Raw genomic sequence first — 18,669 nt, forward strand, 5'->3', positions numbered from 1 at the left:
TGCAATGGCATCGCTTTCCGAGCGGCTCATCCTGCGTCCTGCAGGGTGTGTGTGCCTGCTGCCTGCGGCGTCATCAGTGCTGCATGCAACCAGGTCATGAAAGCAGGTATCGCCGCGTTGGCCTCGCCGTCCGCACGCGTCACCGCGTAGTAGGCGAAGGCCTGTGGCCAGGGCTGGTCGATCACCACCTGCAGCCGGCCATTGGCGAGTTCTTCGGCCGCGTGGATGTCGCGCACCAGGGCGATGCCTTGCCCGGCCACCGCCGCGCGGATCAGCAACAGGTCGTCATCGAACGCAGGGCCGCGCTCCAGTCGTTCATCGACGGGCAGATCCAGTGCCTGGAACCACAGCCGCCAGTCGCTGCGGTCGGCGTCCTGCAGCAGCGGCAGCTGCAGGCAATCCTGCACTGTACCCACGGCAGGCGCGCTGGCCAGCAGCGCAGGGCTGGCCACCGGCAGCAGTACCGGTGCCATCAGGTGCTCGGCATGCAGGCCAGGGTAGCGGCCCAGTCCATGACGGATCGCGATGTCCACCCCCTCGCGGCGCAGGTCGACCAACGCCGCGCTCGAGTCCAGCTGCACGTCCACCTGCGGATGCAACGCACTGAACCCGCCCAGTCGCGGCGCCAACCACTGTGCGGCGAAGCTCGGTGCCGCGCTGATGCGTAGCGTGCACCGTGTTTCCCAGCGTTCGAGTGTCTGCAGGCTCTGTGCGATCTGGTCGAAGGCCTGCAGCAGCTCCGGATACACACGCGCGCCGGCTGCACTGAGCACCACGCCATGCCGGGTGCGGTCGAACAGGCTCACGCCCAGCCGCTCCTGCAGCTGTCGAAGCTGCTGGCTGATTGCACCAGGTGTCACCCCCATCGCATCGGCGGCGGCGGTCAGGCTGCCATGTCGGCCGGTTTCAACGAAGGCCCGCAGGCCCAGCAGCGGCAGCACCGCACCCATCTCAACTCTCCTGTAACCGCGTCGGCACGCGCCGCGCTGCGACAGCATATCGACCGCACTGCAGGCTGTCGCGCGCGCGTCGCGCACGTTGAGCCCCGCTCAACTCCCCGTGCAGGAGACATCGTTTCCCCGCGACGCAGGCCTTTCCTAGACTGCCTGCACGGCTGCTGCAGCGCCCGTTCCCGCATCGCCCGGCCACCTTCAACGGCCGATGCATGCCGTCGCTCCCTGCCGTCCAGGATTCCCATGAACGAACCTTCGCTGCACCTGTACTCCGACAGTTCTCCCAATGGCTTCAAGGCCACCATCGCACTGGAAGAACTGGGTCTTCCCTATCACCTTCACCACGTCCACATCGCCGATGGTGAACATCGCCATCCCGACTTCCTGCGGCTCAACCCGCATGGCCGCATTCCCGTGCTGGAAGATCGCGCGCGCGGCATCGTTGTCTTCGAGTCGGCGGCGATCCTGATGTACCTGGCCGAACAGGGCAATGCGTTGCTGCCTTCCGAACCGGCTGCGCGCTGGGAGACGCTGACCTGGCTGATGTTCCATGCCGCCAGCGTCGGCCCGATCCTCGGCCAGCGCGTGCACTTCGAGCATTTCGCACAACAGCCCGATTCCGCGGCAATCGAACGCTACCGCCGCCTGAGCGACGACCTGTTCGGCGTACTCGACCAGCGTCTGCAGGGACGCGAGTGGTTGGCTGGCGATCACTACTCGATTGCCGACATCGCCCACTTCGGCTGGCTGCACATCGCCCGCATCATCGACATCGATTTCTCGCGGCATCGCCATCTGGATGCGTGGTACGCGCGGGTTGCAGCACGCCCTGCGGTACAGCGCGGCGTGCAGCTGCCCGAATCGGCCACCGGACCGTAAGGAGGCCATGCAGATGAATGATTCCATTGCGATGCGGGGCGCGTCGGCGCCGGCCTTTGCCATGCACCCGGGCTACCAGCGCATGTTCCGCGCCGACGCGCTGACCCTGGGCATCTACCTGCCGCTGCGCTTCTACCAGGGCGACATGGCCGTGCTGCAGGGCCAGGCGCGGCTGGTGGAGGAGATCGACCGCCATGGCTTCGCTGCGGTATGGGTGCGTGACGTACCGCTGTTCGATCCGTTGTTCGGCGATGCGGGGCAGCTGTTCGATCCATTCACCTACCTTGCGTGGCTGGCAGCGCGCACACAGCGCGTGGCCCTGGCCACCGGCAGCGTGGTGCTGCCCCTGCGCCACCCGATCGATCTGGCCAAAGCGGCGGCGTCGATCGATCAGCTGTCTGGTGGGCGGCTGGTGATGGGTGTGGCGTCCGGTGATCGCCCGCTGGAATTCCCGGCCTATGGACTGGAGCACGCGGCGCGCGGAGAACGTTTCGCTACCGCAATGAACGAGATGCGCCGTTGGCTGCAGCCGGGCACGGATGGGCGGATGACACATGCCGGGGCCGAGCAGGGTGTGCAGTTGCTGCCGCCCACAGTCAGTGGTCGCGTTCCGCTGGTTGTCACCGGCGGTGCGCGCCAGTCGCTGGAGTGGATCGGCCAGCATGCCGATGGCTGGCTGACCTATCCCGAGGCCACCCATGACAACGCTGGTCCGCAGCGGCTGGCCGCGAAGATCGGCGCCTGGCGCGCGCTGATTCCGGACGGCGGCTTCCGTCCGCACATGACCAACGAGTGGATCGACCTGGTGGATGACCCGGATCATCCACGCACGCCGCTGCAAGGGGGCTATACCCTGCGCACCGGCCGCAAGGGCCTCATCGACCTGCTGCAGGCCTGGCAGCGCGCCGGCGTGAATCACGCGGCGCTGGGTATCCAGTTCGCCGCGCGTCCTGCCGGCGACGTGCTGCAGGAGTTGGCGGAGGAGGTGCTGCCGCTGTTCCCGTCGCATCCGGGGCCGGCGCCGAAGGTGATGGACTGGTAGCACGTTCGCAGGCGCCGGCCGCTGCTCAGTTGGCCGGCCGACGCAGGCAGATCCGTGCGGCGCCGGCACCGATGTCCACCTGGCCGCCGCGCATTGCATCGGCACCGAGGATCAGCGCCGGCGGTGCCTCCAGGCCAATGGCCTTGAATACCGGCAGCTCGCTGATCCGTACTTCCATCTGGGGATGTCGCCAGCCAGCGCTGGTCATGCTGGGCAGGGTGTACAGCCAGGTGGCCTGCCTTCCGCCACCCAGGCCTTCAGTGCCTTTCCCGCGAACACGCACGCGCTGGTCGCTGCCGTCGGTGCGCACGCCCAATGCGCGTGCGGCTTCGGCATTGAGCACGGTCTGCGCCGCGCCGGTATCGACCACGGCGATGGCTTCCACACCGGCATCACCCAGTGCCACCGTGATGAAACCGAAGTGGCGCAATCCAGCCTTGCGATCCGGCAGTGCGTTGGCCTGGCACCCGTTTCCATCCAGCGCGAGCCGGCCCGGGGTCCACAGCGCGAGCTCATTGCGGCCGAAGTCCCAGCGGGTATCCCAGCGTCCGGTCAGGTCATTGCCGACCAGGCCATCAATGACCGCCTCATCATCCTTCGCCAACGAGGACAGATCGGCCTGAACGCCACTGGCCTGCAGCTGCCAGCTGCCCAGCCGCCAGGACGTGGTGCGCATCCGTCGCAGCTGGGCCGCCTTCGCACTGGCGCCTTGCGCATGCGACACCGCCGCATCGGCGTCTTCCAGACCATAGCGCCGGGCCACGCGGTCATCCACCAGGGTCGCACCGGCTGCACTGTCGACCACGAAGCGCAACGGCTCCGCACGCCCGTCCAGCGAGACGGCCACGGCCGGATGCCCGCCCTGCATCCACATCGGCAGCACGTGTTCGGGGGCATCGCCTGCCAGCGCAGGCAGCGGGAGGGCAAGCAGGGGAAGCAGGGTGCGGCGCAAGGGGCATCTCCGTAGTGATCGATGACGACCATTGGCGCGCCCTGGCGTATCGCGGGAATATCGGCGCTGATACCGTCCTGATACACAACGGCCCGATACTGACCCCATGAACGCTCCCGCCCGGGTCATCGTTGTCGATGACGACGCCAGCATCCGTGATGCCATCGCCGACTGCCTGCAGCTGCATGGCTACGATGTGCGGGTGGCGGGCGGTGCGGCGGCGTTGGATGTGCTGCTGCAGGCCGAGCGCCCGGACGTGATCATCCTCGACTGGATGATGCCCGGCGAGGATGGCCTGTCGGTCTGCCGCCGGCTGCAGGCGCGGGCGATCCCGATCCTGATGCTGTCGGCGATGGGCAGCGCGCCGGACCGGGTGATCGGTCTGGAGATGGGGGCAGACGACTACCTGGCCAAACCGTTTGATCCGCGTGAGCTGCTGGCACGGGTGCGGGCGCTGTTGCGCCGCCAGCACAAGCTGCGTGAGCAGGTGGCCGGCGAGCTGCGCTTTTCTGGATGGCGGTTGCTTCCTGGGCAGCGCCGCCTGATCACGCCGGATGGCGCTGAGCTGGCCTTGAGCCGTGGTGAATTCTCCCTGCTGCTGGTGCTGGCCGAGCGCCCCGGGCGGGTGCTCGGCCGCGAGCAGTTGCTGCAGCTGATGCACGGCGAACCCAGCGACAGCGTCGATCGTGCCATCGATCTGGCGATCAGCCGGTTGCGCCGCAAGCTGGGACACGCTGTGCCGGGCGCTGAAACCCTGGTGCAGACACTGCGCGGGGAAGGCTATCGCTTCGGCACCGAGGTCCAGGTGCTGTGAATGCCCGCTGGTCCACTGCGCGCTGGATCGCGGTGCTGGCCCTGGCCAGCCTGTTGCTGGCCACCCTGGTCAGCGTCGCGGTGGTGGGCTGGATGCCACGCCCCGCGCCGCCGCCGATGCGGTTGGACCAGGCCGCGCAGGTGCTGCGGGGGGAACAGGCGCCGGCGTCGCTGGGCCTGCATCTGGCGACGCAGGCAGCGCCGCCGCAAGGCAGCGCCAGCGACTGGCTTACGCAGCTGGCGGCGCTGCAGCTGGGCTCGCCGGTGGAGGATGTTCGGCTGGTATGGAGTGGACAAGGCAAGGCGCCCGATGTGCAGATCATCGAAGGTGGCGCGGTGCTGGATGCCACGGCGCGGGCCGGCGTACTGAAGGCGCAGTCGGCAGTGCTGACCGCCATGCAATGGCCGCCGTTCGAACTGGGCGTGCGCCAGGCCGATGGCCGTTGGCGGGTGGTGGGCAGCGATCACAGCGATCTGGCGGCCTGGCGCCGCCAGGTGGTGCTTGCCCTGCTGGGCGGTGCCGTACTGCTGGCGCCGTTGGCAGCATGGGCGTCAATCCGCTTGGGGCGCCCGTTGCGACGCTTGGCCGAAGCCAGTGCACGTGTGGATCTGCAGGCCGACACACCCTTGCCGGATGACGGCCCGCGCGAAGTGCAGGTGCTGGCTGCGGCGATCAGCGCGGGTCGTGGGCGGCTGCGCGAACAGGCACAGGACATGACCCGCATGCTGGCTGCTGTAGCGCACGACCTGCGCACGCCGCTGACCGGCCTGCGCCTGCGTGCGGAGTTCGCACCACCGGCACAGGCCGCACGGATGGTGGCCGACATCGAACGCATGGATACGATGATCGAGCAGGTGCTCGACTATGCACGCGGCGAACTGCAACCGCTGGAGTTGCGGCGGCTTGACCTGGCGGCGTTGCTGGAAGAGTGCGTGCAGAGTGCTCTCCTGCGCGGCATCGAAATATCCGCCGAGGGACCGGACGTGCTGCCTTGGCAGGGCGATGCGCTCCTGCTGCGGCGGGCGATCGACAACCTCATCGATAACGCCGCTCGCTATGCCGGCGCAGTGGAACTGCGGGTCGCGGTGGTGGGGCGCGGGGCGCAACTGGATGTGATGGACCGCGGTCCGGGCATCGCCGAGGGCGACCGTGTACGCGTGCTGCAACCGTTCCAGCGCAGCGAGAGTTCGCGCAGTCGCGCCACCGGCGGAGCGGGACTTGGGCTGGCAGTGGCGGCCAACGTGGCACGGCGGCATGCAGGCGAACTGCGGCTGCTGCAACGTGATGGCGGTGGATTGATCGCCCGCCTGCTGCTGGGGACGGCTCCCTGACAGCACGTACGGATTGACGCGGCCCCGCCCTTTCGATTTATGATTAGTCGCCTAATCATATCGGTATGGATGATGATCGAAGCCAAGCACCATGCCCTGATGGATGAGGCGCAGCGACGCGGCCACGCCAACGTCGCGCAGCTGCGCCTGTGCTTCCAGCTGCTCTCGTTGTCGTCGTCCATCGACCACGATTGCGCCACCCGGCTGGCGCCACACGGGCTCAGTGAGGGTCGCTTCATCGTGCTGTTCCTGCTGCATGGGGCCGGTGGCACGCTACCGCCCCACGAGCTGGCCGAACGCGCAGGCGTCACCCGCGCCACCATCAGCGGCCTGCTCGATGGCCTGCAGCGCGAAGAACTGCTGCAGCGTCGCAGCGATGCTGAGGATGGCCGTCGCCTGCAGATCGTATTGACCGCACGGGGAAAACGCTTGGCCGAGACACTGTTTGACCAGCACACACAGTGGATCGGTGGCCTGTTCAATGGTCTGGATACCGATGAACAGCAGCAGCTGTCGCGGTTGCTGCACAAGGTCTGGCAGCACACCGATGCTGGACGAGAGTCTGCAGCATGAGCCCGGCGATTGCGGCGCAACGCCTGCATGAACTCAACACCGGTCGCGTTGCCACCACCCATCTGGCCGAATGCCTGGCAGTGGATTTCGCCGCGTTGCTGCAGGTGGTGGCGCCTGCGCTTGCACCGGAAGCGCTGCAACGCATGCGGGATGCCTCAGGCAAGGGCATCACGCTGCGCATGGCCCTGGCCGCGCAACTGCTGCGTGAGGCGGGGCAGGGCGCGCCTGAGTTCTGGCAGGATCACAGCTCCGATACCGTGCGTGGCTGGGCCTGCTATCTGGTCGGCAGCGATGCCCGCGCAACGTTGGCAGAGAAGCTGCAGCAGATGCGCACGCTGGCCGATGACCCACACTTCGGTGTGCGCGAATGGGCGTGGCTGGCGCTACGCATGGACATCGTTGCCGCGCCGATGCAGGCGCTTGAGTACCTGCAACCCTGGACACAGGAAACATCGCCGTACCTGCGTCGCTTCGCCTGTGAAGCGCTTCGCCCACGCGGTGTCTGGGCCACGCATATCGCACTGTTCAAGCAGCATCCGGAACTTGCATTACCCATGTTGGAAGCACTGGCTGACGACCCGGAACGCTATGTGCAGGATTCGGTCGGCAACTGGCTCAATGACGCCGGCAAGACTCATCCGCAGTGGCTGCGCGAGCTGTGCACGCGTTGGCAGCACGAGCGCCACAGCGACGCCAACGCCTACATCCACAAACGCGCACTGCGCTCGTTCCGGTAGTGCCGGCCGCTGGCCGGCAACCCCGCAACCTCGTAAACCTCGTAAACCTCGTAAACCTCGTAAACCTCGTAAACCTCAAGGAAGAACCACCATGTCGCACACCTTCATCGAGCTCTACACCGCCACACCTGCCTGGACCGCACTCCCGCCCGAGCAGCGGAATGCCTTCTTCGCCCGTATTGGCGCCGGCATGCAGCAGTTCGATCCAGCCCGCATCACGCCGCTGGCGATGGGCCGCATTGCCACGGACGTACCGCACGGCAGCGATGAGCAGTTCTATGCGGTCTGGCGCTGTGCAAGCCGCGAGGAGGTCGATGCGCTGGTGGCCGGCATCGCCGCGACCGGCTGGCATGCGTACTTCACCACCACCCATGCGGTAGGCGCGATGGACAGCATGGCAGAGCACCTGGCCGACCTGGCCGCCCTGTAGCGGGGCGGCAGACGCCGGCAGATCCCGGGCCTCGGCATGGGAGGCACATGCGCCTGTCACCTAGACACGGTAAACAGTGCATTGCCCATGTCCATCCGCAGGGAAGTCGATCATGCAGAGCACGCTCCAGGTCACGCTGTTCGGCCCTCTTGGCGACAGCCCGGCGTTGCAGTTGCCGGGCCTGGAGGGGCCGTCGGTGGCCATCCCGGAATCGGCCCTGCGGCGGTTGGTTTCCGACCTCTACACCGCGCGTTCCCTGCTCAACCCCGAGCAGCTGGACGAAGCCCGGCAGGAACTGGATCGCGTGCTGGAGCGCTGGGCCGACATCCATGAGGGCCTGCTGCTGGACGTGGAAGTGCATGGTAAATGAGCAACTTCGCGTGGCTGCCGCCGCGTAGGCATGGCTGGTGCGCACCTCGCTGAACCGCGTCCCCAGTTGCGGATGAAACATTTTGCACTGCGCAAAAGCTGTGCTATCAATAGATCCCATGAACGCAGCCGCCACCCGCTTTTACTGGTATTACTTTCCGAAGCCACTGGCGGAGGAAGGACTGCGCTCACCCTGAAGAAAGCTTCAGACGCATTCCCGAAAGCCGCCAGCGAACCTGGCGGCTTTTTTCATGCCGCCACGCTGGGGACCCCCAACGTTCCGGAGATCTCCTGCTATGCCCCCGCACACCGACGACCTGCGTATCCGCACCATCGAACCGCTGACACCGCCTGCCCAGCTGCTGGCGATGCTGCCCTGTGACGATGAAGCCTCCGACACCGTCAGCGCCTCGCGCGCGGCCCTGCACCAGATCCTGCATGGCCGTGACGACCGCCTGGCGGTGGTGGTTGGCCCGTGCTCGATCCACGATCCGAAGGCCGCCATCGAGTACGCCCAGCGCCTGAAGCCGCTGCGTGACGCGCTGGCCGGTGAGCTGGAGATCGTCATGCGCGTGTACTTCGAGAAGCCGCGCACCACGGTGGGTTGGAAGGGCCTGATCAACGACCCGGACCTGGACGGCAGCTTCAAGATCGACAAGGGCCTGCGCATCGCCCGCGGCCTGCTGCGCGACATCAACAAGCTGGGCCTGCCGGCCGGTGTCGAATTCCTCGACGTGATCTCGCCGCAGTACATCGCCGACCTGGTGGCATGGGGCGCGATCGGCGCACGCACCACCGAAAGCCAGGTGCATCGCGAGCTGGCCTCGGGGCTGTCGTGCCCGGTCGGCTTCAAGAACGGCACCGATGGCAACGTGAAGATCGCCGCTGACGCGGTGGGTGCGGCGTCCAATCCTCATCACTTCCTGTCGGTCACCAAGCAGGGCGGTACCGCCATCGTGTCGACCACCGGCAACCCGGATTGCCATGTGATCCTGCGCGGCGGCAAGCAGCCGAACTACGACGCAGGCAGTGTTGCCGAGGCCTGCCAGGTGCTGGCCAAGGCCAAGTTGCCGACGCGTCTGATGATCGACGCCAGCCATGCCAACAGCCTGAAGAACCCGGAGAACCAGCCGAAGGTGATCGAGGACATCGCCGTTCAGCTGGAAGACGGCGAACAGCGCATCGTTGGCGTGATGATCGAGAGCCATCTGGTCGGTGGCCGCCAGGAACTGGTGGAAGGCCAGCCGCTGATCTACGGGCAGAGCATCACCGATGGCTGCATCGACTGGGACACCACCGTGACGGTGCTGGAGCGACTGGCTGCGGCCGTGCGCGCCCGTCGCGACGTGAAGGTGTCCGAAGCAGCTTGATGGAAGCCGCCTGAGTGCGGCACGTGTGTGGATGGCGGCCAGCGCCTGCGGGGGTGCGGCCGCGATCAGGGCCGGTCGGAGTTGGAGACCGGCCCATCTGCACCGGCGATGCGCCTGGCGCTGCGCATGAGCGACAGCGCCAGGTACATCGCCGGGGTGGCAGTAGATCCACGCCATGCGTGGACGATTCGCCGTCCCCGGCAATGACGGCTACGACCCGCTGGAGGCCACATCAGCGCCGCCAGCGCGCTTCAGGCTACTGATGAGCCTGCTTCTGGCAGATATCCGTCAGAACCATACTTCACTGATTTCGCTGAAAAATTTCCGCGCAGCAGGCGGGCCTTGCGTTTGTCACGCCTGGCCCGCCGCAAACGCCCATTCCGACTGTTCCGCCTATGGCTCACGGTTGTCCTTCCGGGAGTCGCCAACCCACGGCGGCAGGAGCGGAAGGCAAGTCATGGACTTGACGAAATTTATCACGGTGATAAATTGAGGCCCGAGCTGTGGAGGGTCGATCCGGCGCAGTTGCCGCAGCCAACGGAATGCGGCAGGTCGCGCCGAACGATCAATGTTCGCGGATCTCCCTTGATTGATCTGTTGGCTTTGCAGGAATGCGTGCGCACAGGCGGGTTGCAGCCTGACGATGTCTGGGTGGCTACCCGCAAAGCACAGAGAGATCTGGAAAACCTTCGCTGGACGCTGGGCGACCTTCTGGACTGTCTGCTGTGCCTGCAAGCGGAGGACCATAGGGGATCAGAGTGGTGCAGGGACCAGTTGGGCACCTGGCATCCATGTGACGCCTACGCAGTTCGCTATGACGATGTGCAGAAGTGCCGGATGAACCGATCCGACATCAACTATTACCTGAAATTTTCTGTTGGCCGGTGTGGAACGTTGCGGCTCGTATTTCTCAGCTGCCATCTGTAGAGCATCATGCGTTTCATTGGAGCGCGCCATGAACAAAGCCACGTCCCGACTCTGTCCCGCCTGCGAGCAGGCACCGCTGGTGGCATCCACACGCGAACGGCACTTCACTCCGCGCGGCAATCCTGTGGTCGTCGAACTGCTGGCGATGGAGTGCCCCGCATGCGGCGCTACGGCAACCAGCGCCGCACAGCAGATCGAGAACCTGAGACGACTTGCCGCACGGCGCGCCCACTACGGCGGGCTGCTGCTGGGCGAGGATGTGTTGGCGTTCCGGCGCCGCTACGGCTTGACCCAGCGCGCAGCGGCCACGCTGTTTGGAAAAGGCGCGATCGCGTTTTCCCGCTACGAGAACGAGACGACCTATCCCGACGATGCCACAACCATGCTGCTGTCGTTGGCTATGGAGAAGCCCGAGGTCGTGCGCTGGCTTGCCGAGCGCACCGGCACGGCGGTCCCGCTGCTGGACAGGCTGCAGGACGTTGCAACCAAGCCTCCCCGGCGTGTGTCGCGGGCCCATCGGGTCGCACCCGGCACGCCAACTGGTCCAGTCCGCGCAGTGCGTTGATCCGACTCTACTCAATGTCCGCCGTAGATCCACGCCACGCGTGGATACCGCTCTTCTGTAGCGTCGAGCCATGATCGACTTGCGCGAGAAGCGCGTTGGTTCCCTGCAAAGAGCAGTCGAGCATGTCTCCACGCTACATGGCCTTCTTCGCGCGCAACCTCGCCAAGGCCAGATACATCGCCGGGGTCGTGTACAGCGTCAACCATTGGCTGACCAGCAAGCCGCCGACAATCGCAATGCCCAGCGGTTGCCGCAGCTCCCAGCCTTCGCCGTTGGCCAGCATCAGCGGCAGCGTGCCCAGCAGCGCCGCCAGCGAGGTCATCAGGATCGGCCGCAGGCGCAACCGCGCGGCTTCCATCACTGAATCCTGCGCGCTCAGCCCGCGCCGCTCGCCGGCCAGCGCGAAATCCACCAGCAGGATGGTGTTCTTCATCACCACGCCCACCAGCAGGAACAGGCCGAGCAGGGCGATCAGGTTCAGTTCGTTGCCGAACAGCCACAACGCCAGCAGCGCGCCGACACCGGCCGAAGGCAGGGTGGACAGGATCACCAGCGGCTGCAGGAAGCTCTCGTAGAGGATGCCCAGCACCAGGTAGACCGCCAGCGTGGCGCCCAGCACCAGCCATAGCTGGCGCGCGCGCAGCTGATCCAGCCCGCCGGCTTCACCGGACAGTTTTCCCTGGACCGAACGCGGCAGCATCAGTTTCGACATCGCACCATCAATCGCCTGCGTGGCCTGTTCCAGGCCCATCCCCGGTGCCAGCGCGAACTCGATCCAGATCGAGGCGAACTGCTCGCTGTGGTACACCCGGTCCGGTGCCATGCCATAGCGCCAGCTGGCGATGCTCGACAGCGGAATGCGCTGGCCGTTGCCATCGATCACCTGCAGGCGTGACAGCGTGCCCGGGTCCTGGGTGTGCTTCGGGTCCAGCTCCATCACCACGCGGTACTGGTTGAGGCTGTCGTACAGCGTGGCGACCTGGCGCTGGCTGAAGGAGTTGTTGAGCATGTTGGCGACGGTGCGCAGGTCCACGCCGTGGCGCGCGGCTGCTTCGCGGTCGATATCCAGCACCACCTGGCGCATGCCTGCTTCTCCCTGTGCTTCCACGTCCACCAGTTCGGGCAGGCCACGCAGCGCGGCAGCCACCTTCGGCGCCCATTCGCGCAGTGGTGCTGTATCGGCCGACAGCAGCTGGAACTCGTACTTGCCACTGCTGCCTGCGCCCTCCAGGCGGATGTCCTGGTCCACCCACAGATAGAGATTGCCGCCGGGCAGCTTGGGCAGCCGCGCGCGCAGGCGGTCGATCACCTGTTGGCTGGACACCTTGCGCTCGGCCAGCGGCTTCATCTTGATCATGATGAAGGCGTTGTTGACCCCGTTGCTGCCACCGATGTAGCCGATGATGTCCTCGATGGCCGGATCGGACAGCAACAGCTTCCTGTACGCGTCGATCTTCGGTTGCATGGCCTGGAAGGACAGGCCGTCATCGCCGCGCGCGAAGCCGCGCAGCTGCGCGGTGTCCTGCTTGGGCACGATGCCCTTGGGCACCTGCTGGAACAGCCACGTGTTAAGCGCGATGACTGCAACGAAGGCCAGCAACGGCCAGCGCAGCCGGCGCAGGCTGGCCTGAAGCGTGCGCAGGTAGGCGCTGCGCACACGTTCGAACAGCGCATTGCTGCCCCGCTGCCAGCGCGAGGGTTGCTGCGCGGCATCCACGAACAATCGTGCACACAGCATCGGCACCAGGCTCAGCGCGACCAGCACGGAGACCGTCATGGCCGCCACCAGGGTCAACGAGAATTCGCGGAACAGGCGTTCGACGAAGTCGTCCAGGAACAGGATGGAGACGAACACCACGGCCAGTGCAACGTTCATCGACAGCAGCGTGGCACCGACTTCCGATGCACCCCGTACTGCCGCCTGCCAGCGGTCGGCGCCCAGTTCGCGATGGCGGGCGATGTTCTCCAGCACCACGATGGCATCGTCCACCACCAGCACCGCCGCGACAATCAACGCCATCAGCGAGAGCGTGTTGAGCGAGAAGCCCATCAGCGCGATCAGCGCCAGCGTACCGAACAGCACCACCGGAATCGCCACGCTGGGCACCAGCGCTGCACGCCAGTGGCCGAGGAAGCCGAGCACCACCAGCACCACCAGCACGATCGCCAGCACCAGCGTGAGCTCTGCTTCGTGCAGGGTGGCGCGGATCACCGGCGAGCGGTCCATCACCAGCCGCATGTCCACGCCGGAGGGCAACAGCGCATGCAGTTGCGGTAGCTGCGCCTGGATGGCATCAACGGTGGCGATGATGTTGGCGCCGGGTTGGCGGCTGACGATCAGCAGCACGGCGGGGCGTTCGTTGTGGAAGCCGCTGGCGTAACGGTCTTCCACGCCATCGGCAACGGCGGCGACATCGCCCAGCCGCAGCGTGCGGTCGTCGCTCACCTTCAGAGCCAGTTCGCGGTACTGCGCGGCCTGGCGCAGCTGCAGCGGCGCTTCCAGCTGCCACTGCTGGCGGTCATCGCCCACCGCGCCCAACGGGCGCACCGCATTGGCGCGGCCGATGGCCTGGGCCACGTCCTCCAGCGCCAGGCCTGCATGGTTCAGTGCATTCGGGTCCAGCGATACACGCACGGCGGGCAAGGCGCTGCCGCCCACCTGCACTTCGCCCACGCCCGGTACCTGCGACAGCTTCTGCGCCAGCACGGTGGAGGCCACGTCATACAGCTGGCCTGGCGAACGCGTGTCCGAGGTCAGTGCCAGCGCCAGGATCGGTGCCTGTGAGGGATTGACCTTGCGGTACTGCGGCATGCCGGGCATGCCACTGGGCAACTGCCCGCGTGCAAGATTGATGGCGGCCTGCACTTCACGCGCTGCCTCATCGATGTCGCGGCCGAGTACGAACTTCAGTTCGATCTGGGTCTGGCCCTGGGTGCTGGCCGAGTCGATGCGTGAGATGCCGGGCAGGCTGCCCAGTGCGCGCTCCAGCGGCGTGGCGACGGTGGCTGCCATCGACTCGGGCGAGGCGCCGGGCAGGCTGGCACTGACTTCAATGGCCGGGTAATCGACCTGTGGCAGCGGCGCCACAGGCAACAGGCGCAATGCCAGCAGGCCGGCCAGCACCAGCGCCACCGCCAGCAGGATGGTCGCAACCGGGCGCTGCACGCAGGCCTGCGCCAGGCGCGCGATGGGGGTCACGCGCGCGCCTCGTCAACGGCCACCGGGGACGTCGCACGGCCTCGCTGCAGGCGATCAAAGGCCAGGTAGATCACCGGCGTGGTGAACAGGGTCAGTACCTGGCTGACCAGCAGCCCCCCCACCATCACCCAGCCCAGTGGCTGCCGCAGCTCGGCGCCGGAACCACTGGCCAGCATCAGCGGCACTGCGCCGAACAGCGCGGCCAGCGTGGTCATCAGGATCGGCCGGAAGCGCAGCAGCGCGGCCTGATGGATCGCCTCGCGCGGTGACATGCCGCGTGTGCGCTGCGCGTCCAGCGCGAAGTCGATCATCATGATCGCGTTCTTCTTCACCAGGCCGATCAGCAGCACGATGCCGATCACCGCGATCAGGTCCAGGCTGCGTCCGCTTACCCACAGTGCCGCCAACGCACCGACGGTGGCCGAGGGCAGGGTGGAGAGGATGGTGATGGGGTGGATGAAGCTCTCGTAGAGCACGCCCAGCACGATGTACATCACCACCACCGCGGCCAGGATCAGCCACAGTGTGGACGACAGCGAGCTGCTGAAGGCCGCTGCGGCACCCTGCAGGCGAAGTTCGATGCTCTGCGGCAGGTTCACCTGTGCGCGCGCGGCGTGCACGGCATCCACCGCTTCGCCCAGCGAAGCGCCCGGGGCAAGGTTGAACGACAGCGTGGCCGCCGGGAACTGGCCCACGTGATTGCGTAGCAGTGCGGACGGGCCCAGATCCACGCGTGCCACCGCACCCAGCGGCACGGTCTGCCCGCTGCTGCTGCGCACACGCAGGCCCGTGATCGCCTCCGGCCCGGGCTGCCGTGAAGGATCGGCCTCCAGCACCACCCGGTACTGGCTGGCCTGGGTGAAGATGGTCGAAATCTGGCGCTGCCCATAGGCGTCGTACAGCGCATCGGCTACCGCTTCCACGCTTACGCCCAGGCGCGCCGCCGCATCGCGGTCGATCGCCACGCGCGCCTGCCGGCCCTGCATCTGCAGATCGCTGGCGACATCGCGCAGTGCAGGTTGCTGGCGTAGCGCCTGCAGCAGCTTCGGGGTCCAGCGTTCCAGTGTTTCAAGATCCGGCGTGGTCAGGGTGAACTGGTACTGGGTGCGGCTGATGCGGTCTTCGATGCCCAGCTCCTGTACCGGCTGCAGGTACAGGGTGATGCCGGGGATCTTCGACACGCGCTGTTGCAGGCGCGCCATCACCACGGCGGCGCCGTCGCGGTCGCCGTGCGGTTTCAGCTCGATCAGCAGGCGGCCGGTATTGAGCGTGGCATTGTTGCCGTCCACGCCGATGTAGGACGAGACGCTGGCCACCGCCTCGTCGGCTTCGATGGCCGCCGCCAGCGCCTGCTGGCGCTCGCGCATGGCCTGGAATGAGATCGCCTGCGGCGCTTCGCTGATGCCCTGCACCAGGCCGGCATCCTGCACCGGGAAGAAACCCTTGGGCACGGCGAAGTACAGCGCCACGGTCAGTGCGAGGGTGGCAACGGTGGCCAGCAACATCAGCGGCTGGCGCTGCAGCACCCAGCGCAGCTGGCGGTCGTAGAGGCCGATGACGCGGTCGAAGACATCGGGCGCATGTGCAGTCTTCGCGTGCGGCTTCAGGAACCGCGCGCACAGCATCGGCGTCAGCGTCAGCGAGACCACCAGCGAAATGCCGATGGCTACAGCCAGTGTCACTGCGAACTCATGGAACAGTGCACCCACCAGGTCGGCCATGAACAGCAGCGGGATGAGCACCGCGATCAGCGAAACAGTCAGCGACACCAGGGTGAAGCCGATCTCGGCTGCGCCTTTCAGCGCTGCATCGCGGGGGCTTTCGCCTTCCTCCAGATGGCGGGCGATGTTCTCCAGCATCACGATGGCATCGTCCACCACGAAGCCGGTGGCGATGGTCAGCGCCATCAGCGTGAGGTTGTTGAGCGAATAGCCGGCCAGCAGCATCACCGCGAAGGTGCCGATGAGCGACAGCGGCACCGCGACGCTGGGAATGAGCGTGGCCGGCAGATTGCGCAGGAACACCCAGGTGACCAGCACCACCAGGCCGATGGCCAGTACCAGTTCTTTCTGCACGCCGCGCACCGACGCGCGGATCGATTCGGTGCGGTCGCTCAGTACATTCATCTGCACGCCGGCGGGCAGCGTGGCCTGCAGCTGCGGCAGCAGCGTACGCACCTGCTCGACCACGGCGATCACGTTGGCGCCGGGCTGGCGCTGGATGTTCACCAGCACTGCCGGCGTGGTACCGCTCCACGCAGCCAACTGGCGGTTCTCGGCGCCATCGGTAATGGTGGCTACATCGCCCAGCCGCAGCGGCGCGCCGTCGCGCCAGGCCAGTATCAGGGCACGGTACTCATCCACGCTGCGCATCTGATCGTTGGCATCGAGCATCACCGCGCGGATCGGGCCATCGAAACTGCCCTTGGGCAGGTTGACGTTGGCGGCGGCGATGGCGGTGCGGATGTGGTCCATGCCCAGGTTGTTGGCGGCAAGCGCCGCCGGATTGACCTGGATGCGCACCGCCGGGCGCTGGCCCCCGGCCAGGCTGACCAGGCCGACGCCGGGCAACTGCGCCAGGCGCTGGGCAATGCGCGTATCCACCAGATCGTGCACCTGCGGCAACGACAGGCCTTGCGAGGTCACCGCCAGTGTCAGGATCGGGGTGTCGGCGGGGTTGACCTTGCGGTACACCGGCGGCACCGGCAGGTCCCCGGGCAGGAAGCTGCCCGCCGCGTTGATGGCGGCCTGCACGTCCTGCTCGGCCACACCCAGCGACACCTCCAGCCCGAACTGCAGGGTGATGACCGAGGCGCCACCGGAACTGGTCGACGACAGTTGTTTCAGGCCGGGAATCTGCCCGAGCTGGCGTTCCAGCGGCGCGGTGATGGTGCGTGTGGTCAGTTCGGGGCTGGCCCCTGGATACAGCGTGGTGATCTGGATGATCGGGTAATCGACCTGCGGCAGCGCCGCCACCGGCAGCAGGCGATAGGCCAGCACGCCGGACAGCAGCAGCGCCACCATCAGGAGAGTCGTTGCGACCGGGCGCAGGATGAACGGGCGCGAGAGGTTCATGCGCCGGCCCTGGTCGCGGCCTCCTCGGTGATGATCTCCACCGCCGTGCCGTCTTCCAGCCCGTCGATGCCTTCGATCACCACCTTGTCCCCTGCGGCCAGCCCGGAGCGCACGGCCACGCGCCCATCATCGGCCGGACCGAGCACCACGGTGCGGCGCTGTGCCTTGCTGTCCTTGTCGACGATATGCACGTAGTTGCCCTGGCTGCCGAACTGCACGGCGGCATCGGGAATCAGCAGCGCGGGCTGCTCGCCCAGCTGCAGGCGGACGTTGACGAACTGGTTGGGGAACAGCGCCAGATCGTGGTTGTCGAAGTGCGCACGCAGTTTCAACGTGCCGGTGGTGGTATCGATGCGGTTGTCGACGCTGGACAACGAGCCGCGGGCCAGCTGCCGGCGTTCTTCGCGGTCCCAGGTTTCCACCGCCAGTGCCGGTTGCGCCTGCACGGCATCGAGCAGCGCAGGCAGCTCGGGTTCGGGCACGGTGAACAGCACGCTGATCGGCGCGGTCTGTGCCAGCGTCACCAGGCCTTCGGCATCGCTGGCGCGCACCAGGTTGCCCACGTCCAACCGGCGCAGCCCGACGCGGCCACTGACCGGCGCGGTGATGCGGGTGTACTGCAGCTGCAGGCGCGCTTCATCAACAGACGCCTGATCGCTGAGGCGGCGGCCCTGCAGCTGGCGCACCTTGCTCTGCTGGTCGCTCAGTTCCTGCCCGGACACGTAGTTCTGCTTCTGCAGTTCGCGGTAGCGCTGCAGCTGGCGCTCGGCGTTTTCCAGCTCGGCCAGATTCTGCTGCTGGGTACCCTGAGCCTGTGCCAGCTTCACTTCATACGGGCGCGGGTCGATCTGCGCCAGCAGATCGCCGGCCTTCACCTGCTGGCCTTCATGGAAATGCAGCCGCAGCAGTTCGCCATCCACGCGGCTGCGTACCACCACGCTGTGCAGCGGGGTGACCGTACCGACCGCCTTCAGGCGCAGCACCAGCGGCTCGGCGCTGGCGCGTGCCACGCGTACCGGCACCGTCTTGCCCGGCGCATCGTCGCTGCTGCCGGCGCCGTTCCGGGGCCACAGCCACCACGCCAGAACGGCGACGAGGGCGATGGCCAGCACCGCCCACAACAGGCGGGCACGACGGAAGCGGGAATTTTCGGCGACAGACATGGGGCATCCTGCGCCCTGCGCGCGCAGGGACATGCGGGCCCGTCGGCGCGTTCACGGCACCACGGGCAGCGGGGAGGGAGTTGTCTGGCGGGGCCGCGGGCGCGGCGTGGCTGGATGCCGTCGCGGCAGCGACGGGGTGACAATGGTAGCCAATCACCCCGGCCAATGCCGCATGACCATGGTCATGCAACGCATTCGGTAGTGCCGGCCGCTGGCCGGCAACCTGCCGGAATCTGCGGGCGGGGGCCCGGGTGGCGGCCCCCGGCCCGCCCAACCGGGCAAACAACAAAC

At 66.9% G+C, this 18,669-nt stretch carries 15 protein-coding genes; 10 read left to right on the forward strand and 5 right to left on the reverse strand.

Going from position 1 to position 18,669, the window contains the following annotated elements; translation table 11 throughout:
• Window positions 1–26: 26 nt before the first annotated feature.
• Window positions 27–950: a LysR substrate-binding domain-containing protein gene (locus tag V3B64_RS05205; protein WP_032130047.1), complete on the reverse strand. Its 924-nt coding sequence runs from the start codon at window positions 948–950 to the stop codon at window positions 27–29.
• 246 nt (window positions 951–1,196) lie between these two features.
• Here V3B64_RS05205 and V3B64_RS05210 point away from each other — a divergent pair, with 246 nt between their 5' ends.
• Together V3B64_RS05210 and V3B64_RS05215 are read left to right on the forward strand one after the other, a co-directional pair.
• On the forward strand, window positions 1,197–1,832 hold the full coding sequence (locus tag V3B64_RS05210; protein WP_329913755.1) for a glutathione S-transferase family protein: 636 nt from the start codon (window positions 1,197–1,199) through the stop codon (window positions 1,830–1,832).
• A 13-nt stretch (window positions 1,833–1,845) separates the two neighbouring features.
• Window positions 1,846–2,874, forward strand: a complete 1,029-nt coding sequence (locus V3B64_RS05215; RefSeq protein WP_329913756.1) for an LLM class oxidoreductase — start codon at window positions 1,846–1,848, stop codon at window positions 2,872–2,874.
• 25 nt (window positions 2,875–2,899) lie between these two features.
• Here V3B64_RS05215 and V3B64_RS05220 read toward each other — a convergent pair whose 3' ends face one another.
• Window positions 2,900–3,826 carry a retropepsin-like aspartic protease gene (locus V3B64_RS05220; RefSeq protein WP_329913757.1) on the reverse strand — a complete coding sequence of 309 codons (927 nt, stop codon included), beginning with the start codon at window positions 3,824–3,826 and terminating at the stop codon, window positions 2,900–2,902.
• Window positions 3,827–3,932: 106 nt separating this feature from the next.
• Here V3B64_RS05220 and V3B64_RS05225 point away from each other — a divergent pair, with 106 nt between their 5' ends.
• The 8 genes from V3B64_RS05225 (at window position 3,933) to V3B64_RS05260 (ending at window position 10,942) form a co-directional block, all read left to right on the forward strand.
• Complete coding sequence (locus V3B64_RS05225) at window positions 3,933–4,640, forward strand: response regulator transcription factor (RefSeq protein WP_110713901.1); 708 nt, start codon at window positions 3,933–3,935, stop codon at window positions 4,638–4,640.
• Between the two features lie 32 nt (window positions 4,641–4,672).
• On the forward strand, window positions 4,673–5,971 hold the full coding sequence (locus V3B64_RS05230; RefSeq protein ID WP_329913811.1) for a HAMP domain-containing sensor histidine kinase: 1,299 nt from the start codon (window positions 4,673–4,675) through the stop codon (window positions 5,969–5,971).
• A 72-nt stretch (window positions 5,972–6,043) separates the two neighbouring features.
• Window positions 6,044–6,544: a MarR family transcriptional regulator gene (locus V3B64_RS05235; RefSeq protein ID WP_121504282.1), complete on the forward strand. Its 501-nt coding sequence runs from the start codon at window positions 6,044–6,046 to the stop codon at window positions 6,542–6,544.
• The gene (locus V3B64_RS05240) at window positions 6,541–7,281 is read left to right on the forward strand and encodes a DNA alkylation repair protein (protein WP_329913759.1); all 741 of its coding nucleotides are present in this window, start codon (window positions 6,541–6,543) and stop codon (window positions 7,279–7,281) included. The genes V3B64_RS05235 and V3B64_RS05240 overlap by 4 nt, the downstream gene beginning before the upstream one ends.
• Window positions 7,282–7,372: 91 nt before the next feature.
• Window positions 7,373–7,711, forward strand: a complete 339-nt coding sequence (locus tag V3B64_RS05245; protein ID WP_329913760.1) for a DUF6616 family protein — start codon at window positions 7,373–7,375, stop codon at window positions 7,709–7,711.
• A 112-nt stretch (window positions 7,712–7,823) separates the two neighbouring features.
• Window positions 7,824–8,081, forward strand: coding sequence for a hypothetical protein (locus V3B64_RS05250; protein ID WP_005414620.1), 258 nt, complete (start codon window positions 7,824–7,826; stop codon window positions 8,079–8,081).
• A gap of 295 nt (window positions 8,082–8,376) precedes the next feature.
• A complete protein-coding gene (locus tag V3B64_RS05255; RefSeq protein ID WP_329913761.1) occupies window positions 8,377–9,450 on the forward strand; it encodes a 3-deoxy-7-phosphoheptulonate synthase in 1,074 nt (357 codons plus the stop codon).
• Window positions 9,451–10,405: 955 nt separating this feature from the next.
• Window positions 10,406–10,942 (forward strand): type II TA system antitoxin MqsA family protein, encoded by a 537-nt coding sequence (locus V3B64_RS05260; RefSeq protein WP_121504288.1) that lies wholly within the window; start codon window positions 10,406–10,408, stop codon window positions 10,940–10,942.
• A 133-nt stretch (window positions 10,943–11,075) separates the two neighbouring features.
• Here the strand turns inward: V3B64_RS05260 and V3B64_RS05265 are convergent, their stop codons facing one another.
• The 3 genes from V3B64_RS05265 to V3B64_RS05275 are packed head-to-tail and all read right to left on the reverse strand — an operon-like array spanning window position 11,076 to window position 18,378.
• On the reverse strand, window positions 11,076–14,141 hold the full coding sequence (locus V3B64_RS05265; RefSeq protein WP_329913762.1) for an efflux RND transporter permease subunit: 3,066 nt from the start codon (window positions 14,139–14,141) through the stop codon (window positions 11,076–11,078).
• Window positions 14,138–17,215 (reverse strand): multidrug efflux RND transporter permease subunit, encoded by a 3,078-nt coding sequence (locus V3B64_RS05270; RefSeq protein ID WP_329913763.1) that lies wholly within the window; start codon window positions 17,213–17,215, stop codon window positions 14,138–14,140. Before V3B64_RS05270 ends, V3B64_RS05265 begins: the two co-directional genes overlap by 4 nt.
• Entirely contained in the window at window positions 17,212–18,378 is a 1,167-nt protein-coding gene (locus tag V3B64_RS05275; RefSeq protein ID WP_329913764.1) for an MdtA/MuxA family multidrug efflux RND transporter periplasmic adaptor subunit, read from the reverse strand. The genes V3B64_RS05270 and V3B64_RS05275 overlap by 4 nt, the downstream gene beginning before the upstream one ends.
• Window positions 18,379–18,669 lie beyond the last annotated feature (291 nt).

Origin of the sequence: Stenotrophomonas sp. SMYL86 (genome assembly GCF_036320025.1) — a bacterium.
Lineage (GTDB): Bacteria > Pseudomonadota > Gammaproteobacteria > Xanthomonadales > Xanthomonadaceae > Stenotrophomonas > Stenotrophomonas maltophilia_A.